Source organism: Sphingosinicella ginsenosidimutans (assembly GCF_007995055.1).
GTDB classification, from domain to species: domain Bacteria; phylum Pseudomonadota; class Alphaproteobacteria; order Sphingomonadales; family Sphingomonadaceae; genus Allosphingosinicella; species Allosphingosinicella ginsenosidimutans.
Window position 1 is genome coordinate 1369324 of the sequence record NZ_VOQQ01000001.1, and the last position, 24981, is coordinate 1394304.

At 68.9% G+C, this 24981-nt stretch carries 19 protein-coding genes and 1 tRNA gene; 7 read left to right on the top strand and 13 right to left on the bottom strand.

Annotated elements, in window-relative coordinates:
* Positions 1 to 6: 6 nt before the first annotated feature.
* The 5 genes from FRZ32_RS15640 (at position 7) to FRZ32_RS06855 (ending at position 12536) form a co-directional block, all read left to right on the top strand.
* Positions 7 to 141: a hypothetical protein gene (locus tag FRZ32_RS15640; RefSeq protein WP_279379215.1), complete on the top strand. Its 135-nt coding sequence runs from the start codon at positions 7 to 9 to the stop codon at positions 139 to 141.
* A gap of 73 nt (positions 142 to 214) precedes the next feature.
* On the top strand, positions 215 to 739 hold the full coding sequence (locus FRZ32_RS06840) for a hypothetical protein (RefSeq protein WP_243445216.1): 525 nt from the start codon (positions 215 to 217) through the stop codon (positions 737 to 739).
* Positions 740 to 830: 91 nt separating this feature from the next.
* Positions 831 to 2678 (top strand): ShlB/FhaC/HecB family hemolysin secretion/activation protein, encoded by a 1848-nt coding sequence (locus tag FRZ32_RS06845; RefSeq protein WP_147042808.1) that lies wholly within the window; start codon positions 831 to 833, stop codon positions 2676 to 2678.
* Positions 2675 to 9454, top strand: coding sequence for a hypothetical protein (locus FRZ32_RS06850; RefSeq protein ID WP_147042809.1), 6780 nt, complete (start codon positions 2675 to 2677; stop codon positions 9452 to 9454). Before FRZ32_RS06845 ends, FRZ32_RS06850 begins: the two co-directional genes overlap by 4 nt.
* Positions 9444 to 12536: a CHAT domain-containing protein gene (locus FRZ32_RS06855; protein WP_147042810.1), complete on the top strand. Its 3093-nt coding sequence runs from the start codon at positions 9444 to 9446 to the stop codon at positions 12534 to 12536. Before FRZ32_RS06850 ends, FRZ32_RS06855 begins: the two co-directional genes overlap by 11 nt.
* 12 nt (positions 12537 to 12548) lie before the next feature.
* Here FRZ32_RS06855 and FRZ32_RS06860 read toward each other — a convergent pair whose 3' ends face one another.
* The 13 genes from FRZ32_RS06860 to FRZ32_RS06920 all read right to left on the bottom strand — a co-directional run bounded on the left by FRZ32_RS06860 (position 12549) and on the right by FRZ32_RS06920 (position 23326).
* On the bottom strand, positions 12549 to 12980 hold the full coding sequence (locus FRZ32_RS06860) for an OsmC family protein (RefSeq protein WP_147044375.1): 432 nt from the start codon (positions 12978 to 12980) through the stop codon (positions 12549 to 12551).
* A gap of 89 nt (positions 12981 to 13069) precedes the next feature.
* Positions 13070 to 13145: transfer RNA gene (locus FRZ32_RS06865), tRNA-Phe, on the bottom strand.
* Between the two features lie 26 nt (positions 13146 to 13171).
* On the bottom strand, positions 13172 to 13363 hold the full coding sequence (locus tag FRZ32_RS06870; protein WP_147042811.1) for a DNA gyrase inhibitor YacG: 192 nt from the start codon (positions 13361 to 13363) through the stop codon (positions 13172 to 13174).
* On the bottom strand, positions 13341 to 14321 hold the full coding sequence (locus tag FRZ32_RS06875; protein WP_147042812.1) for a ribonuclease: 981 nt from the start codon (positions 14319 to 14321) through the stop codon (positions 13341 to 13343). Before FRZ32_RS06875 ends, FRZ32_RS06870 begins: the two co-directional genes overlap by 23 nt.
* A 6-nt stretch (positions 14322 to 14327) precedes the next feature.
* Positions 14328 to 14894 carry a Maf family protein gene (locus FRZ32_RS06880; RefSeq protein ID WP_147042813.1) on the bottom strand — a complete coding sequence of 189 codons (567 nt, stop codon included), beginning with the start codon at positions 14892 to 14894 and terminating at the stop codon, positions 14328 to 14330.
* 54 nt (positions 14895 to 14948) lie between these two features.
* The gene (gene infA / locus FRZ32_RS06885; RefSeq protein WP_147042814.1) at positions 14949 to 15167 is read right to left on the bottom strand and encodes a translation initiation factor IF-1; all 219 of its coding nucleotides are present in this window, start codon (positions 15165 to 15167) and stop codon (positions 14949 to 14951) included.
* 32 nt (positions 15168 to 15199) lie between these two features.
* Positions 15200 to 17191 carry an alpha/beta hydrolase family protein gene (locus FRZ32_RS06890; RefSeq protein WP_147042815.1) on the bottom strand — a complete coding sequence of 664 codons (1992 nt, stop codon included), beginning with the start codon at positions 17189 to 17191 and terminating at the stop codon, positions 15200 to 15202.
* A gap of 116 nt (positions 17192 to 17307) precedes the next feature.
* Positions 17308 to 19434, bottom strand: a complete 2127-nt coding sequence (locus FRZ32_RS06895; protein ID WP_147042816.1) for a sodium-translocating pyrophosphatase — start codon at positions 19432 to 19434, stop codon at positions 17308 to 17310.
* Positions 19435 to 19549: 115 nt separating this feature from the next.
* On the bottom strand, positions 19550 to 20497 hold the full coding sequence (thiL, locus tag FRZ32_RS06900; RefSeq protein WP_147042817.1) for a thiamine-phosphate kinase: 948 nt from the start codon (positions 20495 to 20497) through the stop codon (positions 19550 to 19552).
* Between the two features lie 100 nt (positions 20498 to 20597).
* Positions 20598 to 21053 carry a transcription antitermination factor NusB gene (gene nusB / locus FRZ32_RS06905; RefSeq protein ID WP_147042818.1) on the bottom strand — a complete coding sequence of 152 codons (456 nt, stop codon included), beginning with the start codon at positions 21051 to 21053 and terminating at the stop codon, positions 20598 to 20600.
* 14 nt (positions 21054 to 21067) lie between these two features.
* Positions 21068 to 21967 carry an alpha/beta fold hydrolase gene (locus tag FRZ32_RS06910; protein ID WP_147042819.1) on the bottom strand — a complete coding sequence of 300 codons (900 nt, stop codon included), beginning with the start codon at positions 21965 to 21967 and terminating at the stop codon, positions 21068 to 21070.
* Positions 21968 to 22067: 100 nt separating this feature from the next.
* Positions 22068 to 22967 (bottom strand): pirin family protein, encoded by a 900-nt coding sequence (locus tag FRZ32_RS06915; protein ID WP_147042820.1) that lies wholly within the window; start codon positions 22965 to 22967, stop codon positions 22068 to 22070.
* A gap of 74 nt (positions 22968 to 23041) precedes the next feature.
* Entirely contained in the window at positions 23042 to 23326 is a 285-nt protein-coding gene (locus FRZ32_RS06920; protein ID WP_147042821.1) for a BolA family protein, read from the bottom strand.
* A 39-nt stretch (positions 23327 to 23365) separates the two neighbouring features.
* Between FRZ32_RS06920 and FRZ32_RS06925 the strand changes: the two genes are divergently transcribed.
* Both FRZ32_RS06925 and cobS read left to right on the top strand, forming a co-directional pair.
* Positions 23366 to 23953, top strand: coding sequence for a J domain-containing protein (locus FRZ32_RS06925; RefSeq protein ID WP_243445217.1), 588 nt, complete (start codon positions 23366 to 23368; stop codon positions 23951 to 23953).
* A gap of 20 nt (positions 23954 to 23973) precedes the next feature.
* Complete coding sequence (gene cobS, locus FRZ32_RS06930; RefSeq protein WP_147042823.1) at positions 23974 to 24978, top strand: cobaltochelatase subunit CobS; 1005 nt, start codon at positions 23974 to 23976, stop codon at positions 24976 to 24978.
* Positions 24979 to 24981: the final 3 nt, after the last annotated feature.

Genomic DNA, 24981 nt, shown 5'->3' on the forward strand with positions numbered 1-24981 from the left:
GGCAATTTGAGCGACGACTGGATCCTGGTGGCGGCGCTTTGCGCGACGCCGTTCGTCATATTCGGTATCTTCGAATTTATGGCGATGATGCGCCGGCGGCGCACCGAAGCCCTTGCGCGCCGTCCCAAAGGCCGTTCCTGAGCCGCGGTCCAGGCGCCATTGTTTCCGGCCGGCGATCGGGCTAGCGCGGCGGCACCGGTCAGGGAGTCGCCGTTTGTCCTCCTTCGTCGCACGTATCCTGTTGGCCTGGCTGGCGCTTTGGTCGCTCGCGTCCCCGGCCGGCGCGGCCGTCGATATCGCCTTCTACTCGCGTGAGCTCGGCGGCAACAATTTTCCCCATGCCTTCGTCGTGCTCGACGGGACGCTCGATGCGACCGGCGAGCGCATCCACGCGAGCTATGGCTTTACCGCAAAGGCCGTCACGCCGGCCTTGCTCTTCGGATCGGTCGCCGGGGAGGTCATCGACGAAAGCCCGCGCCAGGTTGCGCGCAGCATCCGCCAGTTCGACCTCACGCTCTCCGACGATCAGTACCGTGCCGTCATGGCCGTGGTGGAGGAGTGGCGGAACCGGCCGCAGCCTTCCTACAATCTCAATCGCCGCAACTGCATCCACTTTGTCGCCGCGCTTGCGGCGGCGGCAGGCGTGACGGTCGATTATCCGCGCCGGCTGATGAAGCGCCCCCGATCCTATCTCGAGCATATTCGCGACCTCAATCCTCGGCTCGTCGCCCCCAGGTGACTTTTCGTCGCGCTTTTCTTGGTTGGACCGGCCGACCGATCTGCTATGAATCGCACAAATTCCGGATTCCATAAGAACATGGGGGGCATGGATGGTTCTGGTGCCCGGGTTGAGTTTTGGCGGTGATGAGTCCGACAGGGTCCGCCCGGTGCGCGCCCGTGGCTGGACGACGCGTGCCGCGCTGGGGGCCGGCCAAGCCCTGATGTTCGCCACCGCGGCGCACGGCCAGGCCCTGCCGCCCCCGGCGCCGACAACCCCGCCGACGCGCGAGGAGATCGAGCGGCCCCAGCCGCAGGCGCAGGACAGCCGGCCACGCCTCACCGTCGACGGCGGGCTGGAGCGCGGACCCTGCGCGCTCGATCGGCCGGAATATCAGAACATCCGGTTCACCTTCCGCGAAGCCGTCTTCGATGACCTGCGCGGCCTGTCGGCCGACGAGCTGAGGCCGGCCTATGCCGATTATGTCGGCACCGAACAGCCGGTCTCGGTCATCTGCGCGGTGCGCGACCGCGCGATCCGCATCCTTCGGGATCGCGGCTATATCGCCACGGTCCAGGTGCCCGAGCAGCGCATCGCCGATGGCACCATCCACCTGCATGTCCTCATGGCCAAGCTGGTCGCGCTTCGCGTGCGCGGCAATGCAGGGCGGGCCGAGCGGCTGATCGCCTCCTATCTCGATCCGCTCACCCACCAGGACGTCTTCAACCGCTACCAGGCGGAGCGCGCCCTCCTCCTCGCCAGCGACCTGCCGGGCTACAACGTCCGGCTGACGCTGCGATCCGCGGGGACGGCGCCGGGCGAGGTGGTCGGCGACGTGACGGTCGAGCATGTTCCCGCCGTCGTCGATCTCACCATCCAGAACCTCGGATCGCACGCGCTGGGCCCCTGGGGCGCCCTGCTGCGCGCCCAATTCTTCGGCCTGACCGGGCTTGGCGACCGCACCAGCATCTCGCTGTTCAGCACGTCGGATTGGGACGAGCAGAACACCGTTCAGATCGCCCACGAATTCCGCCTCGGCCGCCAGGGCCTCACCCTGGGCGGGCAGTTCACTTATGCCTGGGCGAGCCCCGATCTCGGCAATCCGGCGATCGACATCGATTCCAACACCCTCTTCGCGACGGTGCAGGCGAGCTATCCCTTCATCCGCCGTCAGTCGCAAAGCCTGCGCGGCTTCGGCGGGCTCGACATCGTCGACCAGGACGTCAAGTTCGGTGGCATCCCCATCAATCGCGACCGGCTGCGTGTTGCCTTCGCGCGGCTGACCTATGACGCCGCCGCGACCGACAATCCGGATCCCAGGTACAATGCGGCGACGCCGCTGTGGCGGATCAATGCGAGCGCCGAGCTTCGCCAGGGGCTCGACATCTTCAACGCCACCGATCCATGCGGACCCGCCTTCGTCAACTGCCTCCAGCCCGGTGTCGTTCCGCCGACCCGGTTCGAGGCGGATCCGACCGCGACGGTGCTGCGCGGCACGTTCGATGCCGAATATCGGCCCGCGCCGATGTTCACCATGGCGGTCGGGCTCCGCGGCCAGTACAGCCGCCATCCGCTGCTGAGCTTCGAGGAGTTTTCGGGCGGCAATTACACGATCGGCCGCGGCTACGATCCCGGCGCGGTGCTCGGCGACAGCGGCGTCGGCGTGCAGGCCGAGCTTCGCTACGGTCGCAGCCAGCCGCGTCGCGTGAACGATCTCGCGCTCGAACCTTATGTGTTCCTCGATCAGGCCTGGGTGTGGAACCGCGATCGCGTCCTTGCCATCCGTCACGATCAGCTCACCTCGGCCGGGCTCGGCGTCCGGGCCGCCTATGGCAATCTCTTCCGCCTCGACGCGACGCTCGCGGTGCCGCTGCAGCGGACCGAGTCCCAGCTTCGGCGCGGCGACACGCGCTTCCTGATCACGCTCACCACGCGCCTGTGGCCATGGAGTCTGCGATGACGGCTTTCCAGTCCCGCACTTCCGCCGAACGCCTGCGCCGGCTGAACGCCCGGCGCAAGGGGCTCCTGCTGAGCTGCGCGTTCGGCACCGCAGTGGCGCTTGCGGCGCAGCCCGACGCGGCGAGCGCACAGGCGATCCAGGCCAACATGGATTTCAACCCGAACGCCACCCGCATCACGACGAGCGGGACTTCGGAGACGATCAGCGTCAGCAACCCGAGCACGGTGATCAACTGGTCGCCGACCTCGACGCCGACCGGCGATTATGAATTCCTGCCCGCGGGCAACACCGTCACCTTCCAGCATGGCGGCGGCGATTTCGCGGTGCTGAACCGGATCAACATTCCGCAGCGCGTGCGGTTCGACGGCACTGTCATCAGCCAGATCATCGATCCGCTGAGCGGCGCCGGGACTCGCGGCGGGACGATCCTGTTTTCGGCGCCATCGGGAATCATCATCGGCAGCAGCGCCGTTTTCGACGTCGGCAGCCTCGTGCTCACCACGCTCGAGGTGAACAATCTCGGCGGCGACGACGGCTATGGCAATTTCGACTTCGTCAACGCCGACGGGTCGATCGGCTTCTTCAATCCGGAGGGCGCCGGCGGGATCCTCACCGAGGCGGGCTCGCAGATCCGCACGAACGGCGCGCCCGGCGGCTTCACCGCCCTGATCGCCCCCAATATCGATCATTCCGGATCGATCTTGGCGAGCGGCGCGGCGGCGTTGCTCGGCGCGGACGAGGCGACGATCAACCTGACGCCTGGCCAGTTCCGCATCTCGACGAGCTACAGCTACAGCAGCGATTCCGTGATCACCCGCTCGGGCTCGCTGATCGACGTCACCTCGGCGCCGGGCGGCCGGGTCGCGCTGGTCGCCCCGATCATCGACCATGGCGGCGCGATCCGGGTCGATGGGCAGGCTGCGCTCGTGTCGGGCCGATCGGTCGAAATTTCATTGAGCGCGGCCAACGGGCTGTTCAACATCGCCGTGCCCGCGGGAGTCTCGACGTCCGGCGACAATCCTGGCTCGATCAACGTCACCGGCTCGATCGGAGGGCCGGCCAGCACCGGCGCGGGCGATCCGCACCGCATCTATGTCGTCGGGATCGCCCGGCCGTTCGATGAAGATCCGATCACGATCCTGCTCAACGGATCGATCGGCTTCGATCCGGCGGGCGCGAGCGTCCAGAACGGCCAGATCGTGATCTCCTCAGGCTATGAGGTCACCGACGGCGCGATCAACCCCGACGTCACCCGCCAGGAAATCGACGGGCCCTGCTGCACCGCGCCGCCGGGGCCCGGGAACATCCGGATCGACGGCGGCACCTTCACCTCGGATGTCGATGCCGCCGCTTACGGCTCGATCGCGATCCACGGCGGCACATTCACCAACATGACCGCGCGCGCGGCCGGCAGTACCGATCCTGCAAATCCGGAAGCCTTTCTTGCGGATACCGCGAACGCCCCGATCGACTTCAGCGGCAATCTCAGCGTCACGGTCGGCGGAGAGTTCAATCCCTACAGCTACGTCGACAGCTATGGCGGTTTCGCCCGGCTCACGGCGAACAATGGCCGCGAGATCCATATCGGCGGCGATCTTTCGATCCTCTCCAAAGGCTCATCCGGCTCGGGCAGCAGCGCTTTTGGCGGCGAGATCGATATTTCTGCCGATGAAGGCAGCAGCATCCGCGTCGATGGCGATGCTCATCTCAACGCGGCGGCGATCGGGGTCGAGCTCGGTTATGGCAGCGGCGGCTCCGCCAGTGGCGGCGGGGTCTTCCTGTCGGCCGCGGCCGGCGGGACCGTCCAGATTTCCGGCAGCGTCGATGTCGACGTGAGCGGAACGGGCGCGCCATCGACCGGCTACACCTATGGCTATGCCGGCGACGGACGCGGCGGCATCGTCGGCGTCTACAGCGACGGCGGGACGGTGACGATCGGCGGTGCGCTGGCGATCGACGCGACCGGCACCGGCGGCGCCGCGCCGGGCCCGCTGAGCGGGTCCAGGACCGGGGCCTACGGATCCGGCGGCAGCGTCACCGTCCGGTCCACCGGGGACGGCGCGATCACGGTCAACGGCTCCACGACGATTCTCGCCTCGGGCACCGGCGGCGCGCTCGACGGGGGTTCCAGCTCCGACAACCAGGGCGGCCAGGGCAGTGGCGGATTCGTCGCCATCAGCGCCCGTGACGATGGCAGCACCGTCTCGCTCAATAACGGGATCGGTGCCATCGACGTATCCGGCCATGGCGGCGACGGCCCGATCGGCGGGCGCGCCTTCGGCGGAACGACGATCGCTACCGCGCAGAGCCCCGGCGCGAACCTCACGCTCGGCGGCCTGATCGCAATCGACGCAAGCGGCAAAGGCGGGCAGGGGCTCGCGTCCAACGGCGGGGACGGCCTCGGCGGCTTCGTGTCCTTCTCGGCCGACAGCGGTGGAATCGGCTTCGACACGATCACGGCGGACGCCAGCGGCATCGGCGGCAACGGCGTCGCCACCGGCGGCGACGGCTTCGGCGGCGGCGATGGCCCGCAGTTCGAGGGATCGAACGGCATCTACTTCCACGCCTCGAACGGCGGCGTCCTCGGCGGTCGCTTCGCCACCCTGACGGCGAACGGGCGCGGCGGCGCGGCGAGCGACGGTTCGGGCGGCCGCGCGACCGGCGGCACCGCCGAATTCTACGCATTCAACGGCGACTCCCCGAGCCTGATCACGCTGACCTCCGGGACGATCGACGTCAGCGCTGTTGGCGGCAGCGGCGCCAATGGCGGGGCCGGCGGTTCCGCAGTCGGCGGGAGCGCGGGCGCGATCGCCGAATCGCTCAACGGATCGCTGACGCCGACCTCCCTCTCCATCGATGCGACGGCGCGCGGCGGCGCGGGCGGCGCCAGTGCGACGGGGGCGGGCGGCGCCGGCGGTGACGCCACCGGCGGCCGTATTCAGATCGGCCTGCTCAGCGGGTTCGGCGATGGCGCGGCGGATGGAGCCTTCGTCGCGACGGGGACGACGAGCGCCGATGCGTCGGCGACCGGCGGCGCCGGCGGCAACGGCTCGACCACCGCGAATGGCGGCAGCGGCGGCAGCGCCGTCGGCGGCGACCTCAGTTTCTCCGGCGAAGGCGGGGTGATGACCACCGGCGACGTCGTCCTCACCGCGACCGGCACCGGCGGCAATGCCGGCGCCGGCGGTGATGGCGGCGCAGGCGCCGGCGGCACGGCCAACCTCAATCTCACGGTGCGAACCGCGCAGAACCCACCAAGCTTCCGGATCGGACCGCAGGCGTCGAGCGACGGCGTCAGCGCGATCATCGGGAGCTATACCGCGAGCGCCAACGGCATTGCCGGTACCGGTCTCAATGACGGGGTTTCGACCTACGGGACGCTCGGCTTCGACGTGACGAGCAGCCGCGTCCAATTCGGCACGATCGCGCTGTCGCTGGTCGGCGACGGGCCGGCGGATCCGGCCGACACGACGACGATCAACGTCAATGACAGCCAGTTCGACATCACCGATGGCTTCTCGCTGACGACGCCCGGCCTCGTCGACATCGAGGTCGTCAATTCGCTCGCCACCGACAATGGCGATTTCGACGTCAGCGCGCGCGGCGTCACCTTCAACGCACTCACCAGCTCGTTCGAAGTGCAAGGCGACGCCAGCTTCAATCTCGCCGGCGGCGTGCTTGGACAGCCGCTGACCGGCAATGCGTTCACGCTCGTCGCCGACGCAAGCTCGGTCGATTTCCTGGGACAGCTCGCCATCGACGTGAGCGCCACCGGCAGCAACGGCGACGGCGGATCGATCTCGGTCGAGGCACGCAACGACAGCCTGTTTTCAGCCGGCACGTCGAACTGGCGCGCGGTCGGGACTGGCACGAGCGGCGGCTTCGGCACCGGCGGTTCGATCCTGGTGACCGCCGGATCCGGGAGCACCGTCGATCTTGGCGGCGGCTCGATCACCGCGAACGGGATCGGCGGCAATGGCGGCAGCGGCGCGGGCGGCAACGGCCGTGGCGGTAGCATCCTTGTCACCGCGCTCACCGGCGGCACGGTCGCCGCGACCGGTCTCAGCCTCAGTGCCAGCGGCATCGGTGGCAATGGCTTCGGCGGCGGCGGTGGCCTGGGCGGCACGGTGCTGGTCCAGGCGAGCGGCGGCACGCTCGACTTCGCAGGAACGGTCTCGCTCGCGGCAACCGGCATCGGCGGTGGCGGTTCTCCTGGCGCCGGCGGCAGCGGCGTCGGCAATCTCGCCGAAGTCCGGGTCGACGAGGGCGGCAGCCTGACCTTCGACCAGCTGGTCATCGACGCAACCGGTATCGGCGGCAACGGATCGGTGGGCGGCGCCGGGTTCGGCGGCTTCAGCGACGCCGCGCCGCAGGAGATTGCCGGCGGCGCCTTCTTCCTGGTCGCCGGCGGCACGGCGACCGGCAACAATGTGACCCTCGCCGCGGCCGGCATCGGCGGCGACGGGCTCGGCGGTGCGGGCGGCGACGGCCTTGGCGGCTTCGCGCAGCTCGGCGATCTCGGCGGCGATATGGCCAGCGACATCGATATCGGTGCGGCGTCGATCGACCTGTCCGGCTTCGGCGGCGCGGGCGGCCTGGAGTCCGAAGGCAATGGCGCTGACGGCGGCAACGCGCTTGGCGGCGACGTGCGCGTCCTGGCGGCCAATGGAACGCTTCGGATCGGGTCCCTCAATGTCGTCGCCACCGCGACTGGCGGACAGGGAGGCGACGGCGTCGTGACGCCGGCTGGTCCGGGCACCGGTGGAGCGGGCGGCTCGGCCGCGGGCGGCACGATCCTGGTCGGAACCAGCGCCGCGACGGGCAATGCGGCGTTCGACATCGCCTCGCTCGATGGGAGTGCCAGGGGCGGCAATGGCGGCGACGGCGGTGCGGCCGACGGCGGTGGTCGCGGCGGCGATGGAAGGGCCAGAGTGGTCCAGCTCGTCGCCAATGGCGGCACGATCAACGCCGGCAATGTCGAGCTGACCGCGGGCGGAACCGGCGGTGCCGGCGGGATCGGCGGCGTCGGCGCCGGCGGCCTGGCGGGAACGGACCTCACCGGCGGCGCCGACGCGACGGTCGATTCGCTCAACGTCTCGGCCTCGGGCCTTGCCGGCGGCGGCACGACCAGCGACGGCTCCCAATATGGCCAGATCCTGATCGGTGTGGATTCGAGCAGCCTCACGCTCGGCCAGGCCGTGCTGAGCGCCTTCGGGCAATCGCCGTCGGAGGACTTTTCCGGTCCTTCGGGACTCTCGGTCAATGGCGGGCAGGTCACGATCACCGACTCGCTCAGCCTGAGCACGCCGGGTGAGATCGACGTGAGCGGCAACGGCACGGTCTCCGGGGCCGGCAACGCCCTGTTCAGCGCGGATCGGATCAGCTTCTCCGACGGCGCGACGGTGAATCTGGGCGCCATCGACGCGACAGCCTTTGGCGACATCGTCGTCGGCGAAGGCGCGACCGTGCAGGCGGCGAGCAATGTCAACTTCTTCGCCGGCGGCACCGCGCAGATCGCGGGCCGTGTTTCAGGCGACGGGATCAACATCAGCTCGGCCGACATCGACATCGTGGATTCCGGCTTCCTCGGCGGCGCCGGCACCGGGACGATCAACCTCGACGTCAATCCGGGCGGCGGCCAGACCGTGATCGGCGGCAACGAGGATGGGCCCGGCTACACGCTCGACAATGGCGAGGCGCAGCGAATCCGCGCGGCGACGCTTCGGATCACCGTGCCGGTGACCGGCACGAGCCCGACGCGGGCGCCCGATGTCCTGATCCGCGATCTCACGCTCAACGGCACGCCGTCGCAGACCGGAAACGGTGCGATCGGGACGCTCGAAATCGATGTAGGCGGCGGCCTGGCCTCGGGCTCCAGCGGGATTCGCCCCGCGGCGGCGCCGCAGCCTGGCGAAGGAATTGCGCGGATCGAGGGCGATGTGCTGATCCGCAACGCGACCGCGGACAACCGTATCCTCATCGAGGCGGACGGGCTGCTCACCATGGTCACGCCGGACGGCAGCCTGAGAATCCAGGACAGCGCCGGCAATCCGACGGGGCTCATCGGCCTCGCGTCGAACAATATCTGGGTCGGGACGCAGGGGCTTCTCGACCAGCTCGCCGCCGATGCGAACTTCTCCGGCCGCGACACCGCGCTGCTCACCAATGACGGCGAGGAAGTGCCGCGCGGCTATATCGAGGGTGGCGACGTCCAGATGTTCGTTCGCGATACGCTCTTCGTCCAGAACAGCGGGAATGCCGACACGTTCGGCGGGATCACCGTCACCGGCGATCTTGCGATCACGCCGTCCGGCAGCTCTCCGCTCGATGTGCGCGCCTTCGGACGGCGGCTCAATCCGGACGGCAGTTTCGAGACCAACAGCGATTTCTTCCGCACCGTCGCGTTCGAGCAGGGTTATGGCGGCGGCTTCACGAGCGGCGCGCAGTTCAACCTGTGCGAAATCGCGTCGGGCGTCTGCCCCGGCGAGGTGGTTGAGCCCGAGCAACCGATCCAGCCGCCGACGTCCGACCAGATCGAGGAGCCGGTCGAGGGCACCGGCGACGAGCCGACCCAGCCCGTCGTCAACGTCAATGCCGAGTTCGACGAGAACAGCGTCTTCGACAGCAACGAGCTGATCGAAGAGCCGGTGACCAGCGGCGGGGACACCGGCCTCTGGTCCGAAAATCGTGATTGTGGCGAACGCGACGAAAATTGCGCCCAGGACGGCAACGGTCAGGGTTCAGGCAATCCCGGTGGGGGCAGCAATGGCAATTAGGCTCATCCGGCCGGCAATCGCGCTCGGCGCGCTTCTGGCTTCGATCGTCGGGGCAGCCCCGGCCCAGGCGCAACCGATCAGCGTTCGGGACGGCTTCCCGATTGGCGGCGGCGGCGACGTTCTTTGCTCCGCCCAGTCGATGGTCACCGATCGGGGCCTCGTCGACATGTTCGACAGGGGCTATTCGATCGTCTGCCGCGATGCAGCGCTTCCGGTCGGCCGGGTCTATGCCCTGCGCGCCCGCAGCGGGGATCCCGTGGCACGCCTCGCCGCGATCCGCGACGAGCAGGCCAGCTGCCAGCCAGCGGCCCAGACCGCGCTTGCCGATGTCGGCTCGGTCGACACGCTTTCGTGCCGGCTCAAGTCCGGAGACGTCACCTACAACGTCTATTCGATCCGGCGCGGCGGGACGGTCTATGTCGGCGAAGGCCTGGGCGGCTATGACAGCGCGGTCCGGCTCGCGCTGCGCAGCGTCGTGACCGATCGCCCCGTCGCCGGTGAGGTCTCGATCGCAACCACCGGCGCCGGCGATCCGGCGGCCTTCGCGCGGCTCCAGGCCGGGACGCTCGACCGCGAGGCGGCGCTCGCCGAAGCCTATCGCCGCAACAATGCGGGCAGCTACGCGGAATCGGCCGAATTCTTCTCGGTCATCGGCCAGAACCGGAGCGATACCGACCGCGCCGAAGCGCTGGTGAACGAGGCGCTGCAGAAATCGAATCTCGGCCGCTTCGGCGAAGCCGACGTGCTCTTCGCGCAGGCCCAGGGCATGGCGGCGAGCGATCCGGTGACGGCGCGCCGTTTCCGCAACTATCGCGTGATCCACCTGCTCAATCAGGGACGGGTTGACGCCGCGACGGCGGAACTCGATCGCCCGCTGCCGCCGCCGCCGGTCAATGCCGGCGTGAGCGAACTGGTCATCGATGGCGACACCGCCCGGCGGCTCAGCGCGGAGGCACCCGGCGCGCGGCGCCTGACCGGTGTCGGCGAAGGTCTCTCCGATCAGGATCGCATCCAGATCCTCGACAGCCAGGCGCTGCAACTGCGCGGCACGGTGCTGAGGCTGCAGAACCGCAATGCCGAGGCCGTCCAGCCGTTCACCGAGGCGCTCGATCGCCTGGTCGCGATCCGCGGCGGGCGCATCGCCGCGACCGTCTGGATGCGTGCCCAGATCCTCGACGAGCTCGCCGCCATCGCGGAGACGCGGGGGGATCGCGCAGCCGCCGAACAGCAATATCAGGCAGCGATCGCGCTGCTCCAGACCGCCTATCCGGGCTCGGCCGCCGTGCTCAGCGCGCAGGGCCGGCTCGCGGGCTTCTACGCCCGCACCGGCGATTCCGCCAATGCGATCGACCTCTACCGCCAGATCGTCGCGGCGAGCCAGGATCGCAACGAATCCTCACCGGCCCTGCGCCGCGCGCTCACGCCCTATTTCCGGCTGCTCGCCGCGCGCGGCGAAGATGCCACCGCGGTCGCCGACATGTTCGCCGCAGGGCAGGTGCTGATCCGCCCCGGTGTCGCGCAGACCCAGGCCGTGCTGGCGCGCGAGCTTTCCGGGGGGAGCGACGAGGCGTCGCGCCTGTTCCGCCAGTCGGTCAACCTCACCCGCGACATCGAGCGGGCGCGCGTCGAGCTGGCCCGGTTCGATTCGGCGCAAAGCCCGACCGCGGCGGACATCGATCGCGCCGCGGCCTTGCGCGCCTCGCTCCAGCAGCTCCAGGAACAGCAGGCGGCGACGCAGGCCAGCCTCGCGCAATTCCCGCGCTATCGCGCCGTTTCCGACAATGCTGTGACGCTCGGCGATCTCCAGTCGCTGCTGGCGCCGGGCGAGGCCTATTACAAGATGATCGTCCTCGACGACGACAGCTACGGCATCTTCGTCACCCACGATTCGTCGCGCGCCTTCCGGATTCCCGCCTCGCCAGCGGCGCTCGATCGGCAGGTGGACCAGCTTCGCGCGACCATCTCGATCGTCGAGAACGGCCAGCAGCTGACCTATCCGTTCAATCTCGAGCTCGCCTCCAATCTCTATGACGAGCTGTTCGCGCCGGTCGCGGCGAGCGTCGGCGGCGTCCATCATCTCATCATGGAGCCGGACGGCGCGCTGCTGCGCCTGCCGCCCAATCTTCTGGTCATGGATCATGCGGCCGTCGCGGCCTACCGGGCCCGGGTCGCCGCCGGCGGGGACGATTTCGATTTCCGCGGCGTGCCCTGGCTCGGGCGCGACCGCGACATCAGCACCGCGGTGTCCGCCCGCTCGTTCCGCGACGTGAGGCGTGCGCCGCCCAGCCGGGCGCGCGGCGAGTTCCTCGGCTTCGGCCAGAATGCGCCGGCGACGAACCTGCTGTCCACGGCCACGGGCACCCGCGGTATCCTGGGCGCGGGCGGCGGCGACGATTGCTCCTGGCCGCTCGCCGCGTGGAGCCATCCGATCTCCGCCGACGAGCTCTATACGGCCCAGCGCGCGATCAGCGCCGATGCGGTGGGGCCGAGCGACATCGTGACCGGCGAAGCGTTCAGCGACACCTCGATCAAGGCCCGCGGCGACCTCGATCAATATCGCATCCTCCAGTTCGCGACCCATGGCCTGGTCAGCGCGCCGCGGCCCGAATGCCCGGCTCGCCCGGCGCTCCTCACCAGCTTCGGCGGCACGGATTCGGACGGTCTGCTCACCTTCTCGGAGATTTTCGACCTCAGACTCGACGCCGATCTCATCATCCTGTCGGCCTGCGACACCGCCGGCCGGGCCAGCGTCGCGGCGACCGCGGAAGCGGGCCTCACGACCGGTGGCGGCTTCGCCCTGGACGGCCTGGTGCGCGCCTTTGTCGGCGCCGGCGGCCGGATGATCGTCGCCAGCCACTGGCCCGTCCCGGACGATTTCAACGCGACCCAGCGATTGATCACCGGCCTGTTTACAGCGCCGGCCGGGACCGGCACGGCAGCGGCGCTGCGCACCGCACAGCGCGGATTGATGGACGAGGCGCAGACGTCGCACCCATTCTACTGGGCGGCGTTTGCGGTGATCGGTGACGGCGCGGCGCCGGTCATCCGGCCCGTCCGCCAGCAGACCGCGTCGGCCCGCTAGGCGGCGGCGCCCTCAGACGAGCTCGGCGTCGAGCGTCATCGGAACGCTGGCCAGCGCCTTGGACAGCGGGCAATTGGCCTTGGCGGTCTCGGCGAGCTCGCGGAACTGGCGGTCCTCGATATTGGGCACGCGGGCGCGCATCACCAGCTTGATCCCGGTGATGGCGAAGCCACCCTCGACCTGTTCGAGCGTGACCTCGGCGCTCGTGTCCATCCGCTCGGCCGTATAGCCGGCATTGCCGAGCGCGAGCGAGGTCGCCATCGTGAAGCAGGCGGCATGGGCGGCGCCGAGCAGCTCCTCGGGATTGGATCCGGCGACGCCCTCGAACCGGCTGGCGAAACCGTATGGATAATCGGCGAGCGCGCCGCTCGCGGTGGAAATCGTCCCACGGCCGTCCTTCAGCCCGCCTTCCCAGCCGACCGACGCCTTCCGGTTGATCTTCAACATGGCAACGCCCTTCCTCCTCGCGAATCGGGAGCAGGATCATAACCCCGGGCGACGCAGCCCGCGCGGATGAAATCAAAGAGGGGAAGTGGTGCCCAGGGGCGGAATCGAACCACCGACACCGTGATTTTCAGTCACGTGCTCTACCAACTGAGCTACCTGGGCATTTCCGCGAATGCGGAAAGCGCGGCCTATAGAGGGGCGTCGGGCTCTCTGTCCAGTATTTCGTCGGCGCTCGGTCCGGGCACGCGATAGGCGTCGCCGAGCCAGTTCAGCAGATCGCGGTCGCGGCAACCTTGGCCGCAGAACGGCTTGTGCTTCGGCATCGCCGGCTTGCCGCACAGCGGGCAGGCATTTTTGTCAGCTTTGGGCGCGGTGGACATGCCCGGCGGATATGGCGAGCGCGGGCTCGGCCCGCAAGACGATCGGCGCCCCCGCCTGCCGTTCCAGCGCGGCGATCCACTCCGGCTGTGCCTCGATCCTGGCGATAACCGGCGGGGCGGCACTCAAGGTGACGGGCCCGCGCCCGTCGATCCGCCCGGCGCGCCGCGCGAGCGCGCGCGCCGCCGCGCCGGCCGGGTCTGCCCGGATGAGCTCGGGGATCGACGCGCGGGTGCGTCGGCGCACGATCTGGAGAAAGCCGAAGCCGTTGACCGCGGTGCGCTCGAAGGGCTGGGCAAGGATGCGGTCCACCGCCGCCGCCGCGGCCTGCCGATCGGCGCGGCCGCCCGCGGTCGGCAGATCGATGCCGATCGATCCGGCGATCCCGAGACGGCGAATCGCGCGGCTCGCCGCCGCCGCGCCGGCGACGGCCAGCGCCGCCGGATCGAGCGTCCCATCGACATCGAACAGGGTCATGGCCGGCGTCAGGCTCATCCGAAGCGCGCCGCCCGGAAAGGCGATCTCGCCGCGCGCCGCCTCCTCCAGCAGCTCCGACCAGCCCGACGCCTCGAAGCGATCGGGGCCGTGCGGCGGGAGGGGCTCCGGCGCCCCGATCCGGTCGTGCAGGGTCGGGCCCGGATGGAGCGGCGCGTCGGTCGCCCGCGCCTTCGCCCGCTTGGGCCGGCCAGGCTCGGCAACTGCCTCGCGAAGAATCTCGGCGTGAAACGCGGCGCCTTCGGTCAGGATCTTGGGGAGCGGTTCGATCAGCGCCTCTTCGCCGTGGTCGAGGACGGCGAGGCCGCGGCGCCGGGGGATGAGGATGGTGGTGAGCCGGGCGGGGCAGACCGCACCGGCGCGCACGGCGCCGGGCAGCTCGATCGCCGCCTCGACGATCGCGCCATCTTCCACCAGGATCGCGCGGTTCTCGCCGATCCCGGCCTCGTAGAGCCATTCAGCCATGGCCGATCAGTCCAGCGGGTAGCCGGCGGCGCGAAGGAGCGCGCGCGTCTCGAACAGCGCCAGGCCCATGACGCCCGAGAAGGAGCCGCTGATGGCGCGGATCAGCGCCTCGGCCTGCCCCTGGATGGCGTAGCCGCCAGCCTTCCCACGCCATTCACCGCCGGCGACATAGCCGTCGACTTCTTCGGAGGACAGCCGCTTGAAGGCCACGGTCGTGGTGGAGAGGCGGTGGCGTGCGCGGCCGTCGGCGTCGATCAGGGTGATCGCGCAATGAACCTTGTGCCGGCGGCCGGACAGCAAGGCGAGGCAGGCGCGGGCGTCTGCCTCGGCCTCGGTCTTGGGCAGGATGCGGCGGCCGGCCGCGACGACGACGTCGGCGGCGAGCGTCAGCGCGCCCGGCTCGGCCACCGTCGCCGCCTTGGCCGCCGCGACGCGCCGCGCATAGGGCGCCGGAAGCTCGCCGGCGAGCGGCGTCTCGTCGATGTCGGCGGGCACGATCGCGTCGGGCTCGACACCGAGGCGCCTCAGCAGCTCGAGCCGTCGCGGGGAAGAGGAAGCGAGGATCAGCCGCACATGCCCTGCCTTGTCCCGACGGCGCCCGCGCGCCCGACACGGGCCCCGCGGCGCTTATTTGAAGCGATAGGTGATGCGGCCCTTGGTGAGATCATAAGGGGTCAGCTCGACCAGGACTTCGTCGCCGGTCAGCACGCGGATGCGGTTCTTGCGCATCTTGCCGGCGGTATGGCCAAGGATTTCATGGCCGTTTTCCAGCTCGACGCGGAACATGGCGTTGGGCAGCAGCTCCACCACCCGGCCGCGCATTTCGAGAAGTTCTTCCTTGGCCATTCACATCCTTGGGTCTGAGGGGACGGACGCCCTTAACGGGTCGGCGCCGAAATGGGAAGCCGCGACTGCCCATTGGCGGTCGCTGCGACTTGCGGCGCGTTGGTGCGGGCGGGATTGTAACGCGCCAGAAACGCCGCGACATGCTCGAAATAATCGTTGAGGTCGCGCGAGCGCTGGAAGCCGTGGCCCGCCTGCGGATAATAGACCGCCTCAACCGTTGCGCCGTTGCGGCGAAGCGCCTGTTCCATCCGCCGCGCCTGATCGATCGGGACGCGACTGTCGAGTTCTCCATGAGCGATAAGCACCGGCACATGCATTCGTTCGGCGTGCTGGAGCGGCGAGATCGTGCCGAGGTCGACCGGCGGATCGCCCCGGATCAGGTCTCGGAAGCGGCGAAAGTAGCGCGGCGCCGAAAAGAGCGACCGGTCATGGCGCATCATCGTCTCCATGTCGGTTGGCGCGGCGAAGGCAATCGCGCAGCGATAGCGCTCGGGCTTGCGGATCGGCATCCACAGGGCGGCATAGCCGCCATAGGAGCTTCCCATGACGCAGACCCGCGCGGGATCGATCGTTCCCGCGCTGGCGAGCCAGTCCACCCCGTCTTCCATGTCGTCGATCATGCCCGATCCGAACTGCCCGATGCCCCGCTCCACCTCGGCTCGACCGGCGCCTGTCGAACCGCGGAATTGCGGCTGGAAGACGGCATAGCCCTGGGCGGCGAGGAACTGGACCTCGGGGTCGAAGGTCCAATGATCGCGCTCGAACGGACCGCCATGCGGAAGCAGAACGAGCGGGAGCCGCTGCGGGGCAGCGCCTACCGGCAGCGTGAGGTAGCCGCGCAAGGTCTCGCCGCCCCGGGCCCGATAGCTGACCACCTGCATCGGCGCGAGTTGTCGCTCGACGAGGCGACCGTAGGGGCTCGCAAAGATCTTCATCCTGCGCGACACGCGGTCGAAGACATAATAGGTACCCGGATCGTCGGGCGATGAGGAATGGATCAGCAGCCGGTTGCCGTCGCGGCTTCGGCCAGCGAGGACGTTGATCCTGTTCGGAAAGGTCGCGTCGATCTCGCGCTGCAAGGAGGCGCGTGCGGGATCGAGCCAGCGGATATGCGGCGTCGCGTCCTCGTAACGCACGCCGAGCAGCGTGCCATTTTCATCGGTCACCAGATCGGTCACGTCGGCTTCCGGCGCCTCAAAGACCTCGCGACCGGTCTGGCCGCTGGCAAAGTCATATTCGAACACCGCGAAACGACCGGTGGGGCCGTTGGTGAGGACGAGGCCGTTCTCGCCCGAAGCGAGGAACAACGCCTTTTCCACAATGACGTCCTCATCGTCGGCCCGGCCGAAAGGATAGCGGTGCCACGGCGCGTCGGCGCTGGCGCGGTAGAGGATTCGCGTGCGCCCATCGCGATCCTCCGTGCCCGCTCGGACGGTACCGGTGCGATCCGCGAACCATTGGGTGATGCCGTCGCGCGGCCGCTCAACGAGCGTCGAGTCACCGGTGGCGAGATCAACGCGGTAGACGCCGGGCCAGTCGAGCGCGCCCGTTTGGCTGGACAGAAGCAGGAATCGACGCGCCGGATCGAGGTGAATGACCTGATCGAAGAGACCGCCGTTTGGGCCCAGGATGCGATCCTGGTGGGCGTCGAGATCGTCGAGCAGCACCCGAATCACGGGAACGCGGAGGCCCGTCCCCTGGAAGCGCGCGACGGACGTCGCTTTGATCAGCAGCCGGGAGTCCCCGGCCCAATCGACGTCGAGAAAGGTGTAGCCGTTCGACTGCACCAACCGCGGCGTCTGGCTGGCGTCGCCGTCGGCGTCGTAGATCGCGATCGCATTGGCGTCGCCGTTGCTGACGACCGCGGCGATCCTGTGGCCATCGGGCGACAGGGCGGCATCGCTGATAAAGGGGGCCGCCGCGAGCTCCTCCGCCGTCGGCGGTCGTGTCGGGGGCTCGGCCGCTCCCGTCGCCGAGCAGGCGAGCAGCAGTGCGGCCGCGCAGGCCATCAGTCGATAGATCATCTGCCCCCGATCCTTTTGCCAGGACCGATGCGATGATTAGAGCCTGAAAGGGAAAAGAAAAGGGCCTGCATTCCCCTTCCGGAACGCAGGCCCTCGCAACAGAGCGGAAGAACAGATCAGCCGGCGGCGTGACCGGCCAGCGCCGCGAGCAGGAGCAATGCGACGATGTTGGTGATCTTGATCATCGGATTGACCGCCGGGCCGGCGGTGTCCTTGTAGGGATCGCCGACCGTGTCGCCCGTCACCGCGGCCTTGTGGGCTTCCGAGCCCTTGCCGCCGTAATGGCCGTCCTCGATATACTTCTTCGCATTGTCCCAGGCGCCGCCGCCCGAAGTCATCGAGATGGCGACGAACAGGCCCGAGACGATCACGCCGAGCAGCAGCGCGCCGAGCGCAGCGAAGCCCGAGGCCTGACCGGCAACCGCGGTGATGATGTAGTAGACCGCGATCGGCGCGAGCACCGGCAGCAGGCTGGGCACGATCATCTCCTTGATCGCGGCGCGGGTCACGAGATCGACGGTGCGGCCGTAATTCGGCCGGGCCGTCCCCTCCATGATCCCCGGATTGTCGCGGAACTGCGCCCGGACATCCTCCACCACCGATCCGGCAGCGCGGCCGACCGCGGTCATGCCGATGCCGCCGAACAGATAGGGCAGCAGCGCGCCGAGCAGGAGGCCGACGATGACGTACGGGTTGGAGAGCGAGAAATCGACCGGGACGCCGGGGAAGAATTCCCGAAGATCGGTCGTATAGGCGCCGAACAGCACCAGCGCGGCGAGCGCGGCCGAACCGATCGCATAGCCCTTGGTCACCGCCTTGGTGGTGTTGCCGACCGCGTCGAGCGCGTCGGTGCGATCGCGCACCTCATCCGGCAGGCCGGCCATTTCGGCAATGCCGCCGGCATTGTCGGTGACCGGCCCATAGGCGTCGAGCGCGACGACCATGCCGGCGAGCGCGAGCATCGCGGTGGCGCCGAAGGCGACGCCGATGACGCCGGCCAGCTGATAGGCCGCGATCACCGCGACGACGATGATGATCGTCGGCAGCGCGGTCGATTCGAGGCTGACGGCGAGCCCCTGGATCACGTTGGTGCCGTGACCGGTCTGCGAAGCCCGCGCGATCGAGCGGACCGGGCGGAAGTTGGTGCCCGTATAATATTCGGTGATCCACACGAGAGCGCCGGTCAGCGCGAGGCCGATCAGCATGCAGATGAAGAGCTTGGTGCCGGTGAGCGCGATCGTCGCGCCGCCGACGCCGGCGATGGTCGCGATCGTCGCGTCCATGTCGCCAAGCACATATTGGGTGGCGAAATAGACGGCGATGGCGCCGAGGATCGCGGCGGTCCAGAAGCCCTTGTAGAGCGCGCCCATGATCGACTGCTTGCCGCCCAGGCGCACCATGAAGGTGCCGAGGATCGAGGTGACGATGCACACGCCGCCGACGATCAGCGGAAGCGTCATCAGCTTGAGCAGCAGATCGGAGGATTCACCGGCGATGGTGAGCGCGACCGAGACCATCGTCACGCCGAGCGTCACGACATAGGTTTCGAACAGGTCGGCGGCCATGCCGGCGCAGTCGCCGACATTGTCGCCGACATTGTCGGCGATCGTCGCGGGATTGCGTGGATCGTCTTCCGGAATGCCGGCCTCGACCTTGCCGACAAGGTCGGCGCCGACGTCGGCGGCCTTGGTGAAGATGCCGCCGCCAAGGCGCGCGAAGATCGAGATGAGCGAGGCGCCGAAGGCGAGCGCGACGAGCGCGTCGACCACGGTGCGGTCGTTGGGGGCGTGGCCGCCCGGGCCGATCAGGTACCAGAAGAAGCCCGAGATCGCGAGCAGGCCCAGGCCGGCGACGAGCAGGCCCGTGATCGCGCCCGAACGAAAGGCCATGGTGAGCCCGCCCTGGAGCGAGGTCCGGGCCGCCTCGGCGGTGCGCACGTTCGCCTTGACCGACACGTTCATGCCGACGAAGCCGGTGACGCCCGAAAGGATCGCGCCGATCGCGAAGCCGACGGCCGAGATCGGCCCGAGGAACCAGGCGACGAGGGCGACGACGATCACGCCGACGATCGCGATCGTGCGATACTGGCGGGCGAGATAGGCCCGCGCGCCTTCCTGGACGGCGGCGGCGATGTCCTGCATCCGCTCATTGCCGGCAGGCGCCTTCAGGACCTGCAGAATGGTGACGATGCCATAAAGCACTGCGAGCAGGCCGCAGGCGATGGCGATGTACACGACGTTCATTCAACGACCCCCTGGATTTCGTAAAAATGGTGCAGCGCCGCAGAGCGGGCGTGCCCGGTAGTGGCGCGCGGTGTAGAGAGGAAGCACGGCAAATTCAATCGCGCAAGCGCCCCGTTCACGCGCCATGCTCGAAGCCAAGCCGCGCCGGCAGCGCCAGCTCCTCGCCGCCATCGATCAATGTGAGGCCGGCCCCGCTGGCGAAGCGGCCGATGCGGGTGAGCGGAAGGCCGATCTCCTCGGCGAGCGCGAGCAGGCGCGCGGCCATGCCGGGGGGCGCGGCGAAAAGCAGCTCATAATCGTCGCCGGCCGCCGCGGCGTCGAGCCGCGCGTCCCGATCCGCGCCGCGCAGGGCCAGATAGTCTTCGGAAAGCGGCATGGCGTCGAGTGCGAGGGTCAGGGCGCATTCGCTCGCCACGGCCATGCGCTTCGCGTCGATCAGGAGACCGTCCGAAACGTCCATCATCGCCGAAACGAGCGGGGCGAGGCGCAGGCCGGCCTCGAGCCGCGGGCGCGGGGTCCGATATCGCTCGATGAGGCCCTGCGGCCCGGCCTCGCCCGTCTGGAGCAGGGCGAGGCCCGCGCCGGCATCGCCGATCGTCCCGCTGACCCACAGATCGTCGCCGGCCTTCGCGCCCGCCCGGCTCGGCGCCGGGCCGTCGGCGCGACCGATCGCGGTGAGGCCGAAGGCGCGCGGCGCGCCGCCGGGCATCGCCACCGTGTCGCCGCCAAGGAGCGGCAGATCGAAGGCGGCGAGCGCGGTCCCGAGGCCCCGGGCGAAATCGCGGTCCCAACCGGCCTCGCCGAGCGCATAGCCGAGCAGGACCCCGATCGGCCGCGCGCCCTTTGCCGCGAGATCGGACAGGTTCACCGCGAGCAGCTTCCAGGCGACCTCCTCGGCGGGATCGTGGGCCAGATAGTGGACGCCCTCGACGATCATGTCGTGGGTCAACACCAGCGAGACGCCGCCGATGTCGAGCACCGCGGCATCGTCCATCAGCCCGCGCGCCGCCGGATCGTGGGCGAGCGCCCGAAGCGAATCGATGAAGGCGGCTTCGGCGATCAGCTTTCGTCCTGTCTTCGATCGTCCCGAGCGCAGTCGAGGGGCGCCGGCACGGAGTGATCATATACGCCCCTCGACTTCGCTCGGGACAAGCGGCGTCGGCCTATGTCCGCACCTCCTTGGCGATCGCATCGAGGAGGCCGTTCACGAAGCCGGTCTCGCGCGCGTCGTAAAAGGCCTTGGCGACGTCGACATATTCGCTGATCGCGGTGGCGACGGGCACATCGGCGCGCGCGGCGAGCTCATAGGCGCCGGCGCGAAGGATCGCCTTCATCGGCTTGTCGAGCCGCGCAAGCGTCCATCCGGGGGCGAGCTTGCCGGTGATCAGGGCGTCGAGCTCCTCGCGGCGGGCATCGGCGCCGGTCACGAGATCGTCGAAGAAATCGACCTCCGCCTCGGCATAATCGACATCGTCGATGGTCGCGCCGAGGCGATGATGGTGAAATTCGTGGAGCAGGCTCGCGATCGGCGTGCCCTCCATCTCCTGCTGATAGAGCGCCTGCACCGCGGCGAGGCGGGCGGCGGAGCGCGATTGCGAGCGTTTCGGGGTCGTGGACATGGCCCGGGCCATAGCTAAGCCGTCTCGGCGATGAAATCCCGGATCGCCGCAATGACGAAGGCGGGATGCTCCCAGGGAATGAAATGGCCCGCATCGGGAGTCGCGGCGAGGGCGAGATCGTCGACCAGCTCGTGGAGAGACTCGAGCTGGACGGGGAGCAGCGCCTTGTCGCGCAGCCCCCAGATCACGAGGACGGGCATGGTGAGGTGCGGGAACGGTGCGAGCGTCCAGGCCGGCGCCCCGGCCGCCTCGCCGATCGCCGGGACGACGATCTCGCTCGCCCGATACCAGTTGAGCATGGCGGTCAGCGCGCCGGGCGCGGACCATTGGTCGAGATAGGCTTGCCGCTCTTCGGCGGGGATCCGGGTGAGATCCGTGTGGGCGCCGAAGGTCTTTTCGTAGAAGGTTTCGATGCCCATCGCCGCGATGGCGCGCTCCATCCCCGGATCGCGGAAGGCGCGGATATATTGCGAGGCGGCGCGCTGGTCCGCATCCTCGATCAGGCTTTTCTGGAAGATGAGCGGGTGCGGCGAATTGGCGATGACGAGGCGCGCGATCCGATCGGGATGGCGCAGCGCGGCGAGCCAGGCGATGGCCCCGCCCCAGTCATGGCCGACGAGGGTGAAGCGATCGACGCCGAGCGTATCGGCAAGCGCGATCAGATCGGCGAGGATCGTCTCGGTCCGATAGGCGTCGACGCCTTCCGGCTTGTCCGATCCTGCGAAGCCACGCTGGTCCGGCGCGACGACGAAATGGTCGCGCGCGAGATCGGGCGCGACCGCGCGCCAGGTGCGGTGCGATTCGGGAAAGCCGTGAAGGAGGATGATCGGCTCGCCGTCCCGGGTGCCGCCAGTCTGGACGTTGAGCGTGACCCCGGTCGGGAGGGCGATGCGGTTGGCCTGGAGACTTGTCACCCAAGGCCTCCGCGCGTCCCCCGCGTCGATCTAGGCGATGAATCCGTGCCGGCGCCGCTCCGCTTCGCTCGGGACGAGCGGGCTTTGTGCCTTCCAGCCCTCACGGATAGGTGACCGTCAGCGGCACCTCGGGGAGCGGGATAAACTCGTCATGGTCGTCGGGCGGCAGCGCGAAACGGCCGGCACGCCAGTCCGCTTTGGCCTGCTCGATGCGCTCGGGCCGCGAGGAGACGAAATTCCACCAGACATGGCGCGGTCCGTCGAGCGGCGCCCCGCCGCACAGCATGACATGGCCGCCGCTGGCCGAGCGAAGGGTGGCGGCGATGCCGGGCCGCAGGACATATAGCGTGCTCGGCGACAAAGGCATTCCGTCGAGCGAGGCTTCGCCTTCGGCAAGGAAGACGGCGCGCTCGTCCGCCTCGTCATCGATCGGCATCGCGCCGCCGGCGGCAAGCGCGATATCGGCGTAGATGGTGTGGCTGTGCGCGGTGACCGGCGAGGTCGCGCCCCACAGGCTCCCCATCACGATCCGGGCGCTCGCGCCGGAGCCCTCCACGAGCGGAAGATCATCCTTCGCGACATGCTCAAAGGCCGGGTCCATCTCTTCCTTGTCCGAGGGAAGCGCGAGCCAGGTCTGGATGCCGGAGAGGTCCGGTCCCTCCGGGCGGAGCGAGGCGGGCGAGCGCTCGCTGTGCGCGATCCCCTTGCCGGCAGTCATCAGGTTGACGGCGCCGGGCTCGATCGTCGCCAAGGTGCCGAGCGAATCACGATGGTCGATCGCGCCGGCAAAGAGGTAGGTCACGGTGGCAAGGTTGATGTGCGGATGCGGCCGCACGTCGATCCCGGTCCCGGCAGCGAGCTTTGCCGGCCCCATCTGATCGAAGAAGATGAACGGGCCGATCGTCCGCCGCTCGCGCTTGGGCAGCACGCGATGAACCTTGAACCCGCCGAGGTCATGGGTGGACGGCAGCAGGGTCTGGAGGAAGGGATCGTCGCTCATTCCACCATCTTACGCGCCCAGCGCGGCGAAGCGAAGTGGCTGTGTCGCTCGCGGTCCGGAGATCAAGGGTGAGGTCACTCCCCCGGCGCGCTCGCCCGGATCGCCAGTGCGTGGATGCGCTCCTTCAGGAGATCGCCGAGCGCGGCATTGACGGCGCGCTGGCGTTCGAGGCGGGACTTGCCGGCGAAGGCGGGGGATTCGATGATGACGGTGAAATGGCTCTCGCCGCTGCCGTCATGGCCGGCATGGCCGCGATGCCTGTCGCTGTCGTTGACCACCTCGAGGCGCGACGGGGCGAGGGCGGCGTTGAGGCGGGTCGCGATTTCGGCGGCGACGGCGCCGGTGAAAGTCGATGGCATCGCGCCTATATAAGTGGGTCGCATGAGAAAGGGCAGAGCTTGGCGACGAGCGAGAGAAAGCAGAGATTTCACGGCCGCGTCGAAGGGCGATCGGATCGGTGCGCCTGGCAGGGCTGCGACGCGCCGGGCGAATTCCGCGCGCCGGGCGACACGCGCCCCGGCTTCGACGGGCCGGGCGACTGGCGCTGGCTGTGCCTCGATCATGTGCGCGAGTTCAACAGCGGCTACAATTGGTTCGACGGCATGACGCCGGAGGAGATCGCGGCCGCGCAGAACCCCTATGGCGGCTGGGATCGCGAGACCCGGGCCTTCGCGTCGAACGGCGCCGACCGGCCACCCAAATGGGCCGATTTCACCGATCCGCTCGATGCGATCGGCGCACGCTTCCGCGCGTCGCGTCCGCAGGAGCGGAGGGACGGTCGGCCATTGTCCGATGCCGATCGCCGGCATCTCAGAACCCTCGGCCTCGAGATCGACGTCGATCGCCGGGCGCTGCGCACGCGCTATGCCGAGCTGCTGCGCCGCTACCATCCCGACCGCAATGGCGGCGACCGGACGCACGAGAAAGCGTTGAGCCAAGTGATCGAAGCTTATACGGCGCTCAAGAGCCGGCCGGCCTTCGCCTGACCCACATCAAGAGAAACGACATGGCAGACATTCCCAACGTCAACCCCGACAGCCGCGCCGCGACCGTGATGGACGCGCCCGACCGGATGGTGAAGGTGCGCGATCTGTTCGGAGTCGATTCGGACATGGAGGTGCCTGCCTTCTCCGAGGCCGACGAGCGCGTGCCCGATCTCGATCCCGCCTATGTCTTCGATCCCGATACGACGCTCGCCATCTGCGCCGGCTTCGCGCGCAACCGCCGGGTGATGATCCAGGGCTATCACGGCACCGGCAAGTCGACCCATGTCGAGCAGGTCGCCGCGCGCCTCAACTGGCCGCTGATCCGCATCAACCTCGACGCGCATATCAGCCGCATCGACCTGATCGGGCGCGACGCGATCGTGCTTCGCGAGGGCCAGCAGGTGACGGAGTTCCGCGAAGGGCTGCTGCCCTGGGCGCTGCAGACGCCGACCGCGCTCGTCTTCGACGAATATGATGCCGGCCGGCCGGACGTGATGTTCGTGATCCAGCGCGTGCTGGAGACCGAGGGCAAGCTCACCCTGCTCGACCAGAACCGGGTGATCCGCCCGCACCCCTATTTCCGCCTGTTCGCGACGACGAACACCGTCGGCCTCGGCGACACGACCGGCCTCTATCACGGCACCCAGCAGATCAACCAGGGCCAGATGGACCGCTGGAACATCGTCGTGACGCTCAATTACCTGCCTGCCGAGACCGAGGCGCGGATCGTCCTCGCGAAGTCCGGCGAATATGATCATGAGGGCGGCCGCCAGGAGGTCGAGCGGATGATCAAGGTCGCCGAGCTCACCCGCCGCGGCTTCGTCAACGGCGACATCTCGACCGTGATGAGCCCGCGCACCGTCATCTCCTGGGCGCAGAACGCGCTCATCTTCGGCGACATCGGCTTCGCCTTCCGGCTTTCGTTCCTCAACAAGTGCGACGAGGCGGAGCGCGGGATCGTCGCCGAATATTACCAGCGGGTGTTCGGCAAGGACCTGCCGGAAAGCGTGGCCGGGAAGGCCTGATCC

Excerpts from the sequence above, each read along its gene's own strand:
- nusB (WP_147042818.1), bottom strand. The coding sequence starts at position 21,053 with ATGTCCACGACCCCGAAACGCTCGCAATCGCGCTCCGCCGCCCGCCTC.
- FRZ32_RS06890 (WP_147042815.1), bottom strand. The coding sequence starts at position 17,191 with ATGATCTATCGACTGATGGCCTGCGCGGCCGCACTGCTGCTCGCCTGC.
- cobS (WP_147042823.1), top strand. The coding sequence starts at position 23,974 with ATGGCAGACATTCCCAACGTCAACCCCGACAGCCGCGCCGCGACCGTG.
- FRZ32_RS06870 (WP_147042811.1), bottom strand. The coding sequence starts at position 13,363 with ATGTCCACCGCGCCCAAAGCTGACAAAAATGCCTGCCCGCTGTGCGGC.
- FRZ32_RS06915 (WP_147042820.1), bottom strand. The coding sequence starts at position 22,967 with ATGAGCGACGATCCCTTCCTCCAGACCCTGCTGCCGTCCACCCATGAC.
- infA (WP_147042814.1), bottom strand. The coding sequence starts at position 15,167 with ATGGCCAAGGAAGAACTTCTCGAAATGCGCGGCCGGGTGGTGGAGCTG.
- FRZ32_RS06845 (WP_147042808.1), top strand. The coding sequence starts at position 831 with ATGGTTCTGGTGCCCGGGTTGAGTTTTGGCGGTGATGAGTCCGACAGG.
- FRZ32_RS06855 (WP_147042810.1), top strand. The coding sequence starts at position 9,444 with ATGGCAATTAGGCTCATCCGGCCGGCAATCGCGCTCGGCGCGCTTCTG.
- FRZ32_RS06895 (WP_147042816.1), bottom strand. The coding sequence starts at position 19,434 with ATGAACGTCGTGTACATCGCCATCGCCTGCGGCCTGCTCGCAGTGCTT.
- FRZ32_RS06920 (WP_147042821.1), bottom strand. The coding sequence starts at position 23,326 with ATGCCATCGACTTTCACCGGCGCCGTCGCCGCCGAAATCGCGACCCGC.
- FRZ32_RS06850 (WP_147042809.1), top strand. The coding sequence starts at position 2,675 with ATGACGGCTTTCCAGTCCCGCACTTCCGCCGAACGCCTGCGCCGGCTG.
- FRZ32_RS06875 (WP_147042812.1), bottom strand. The coding sequence starts at position 14,321 with ATGGCTGAATGGCTCTACGAGGCCGGGATCGGCGAGAACCGCGCGATC.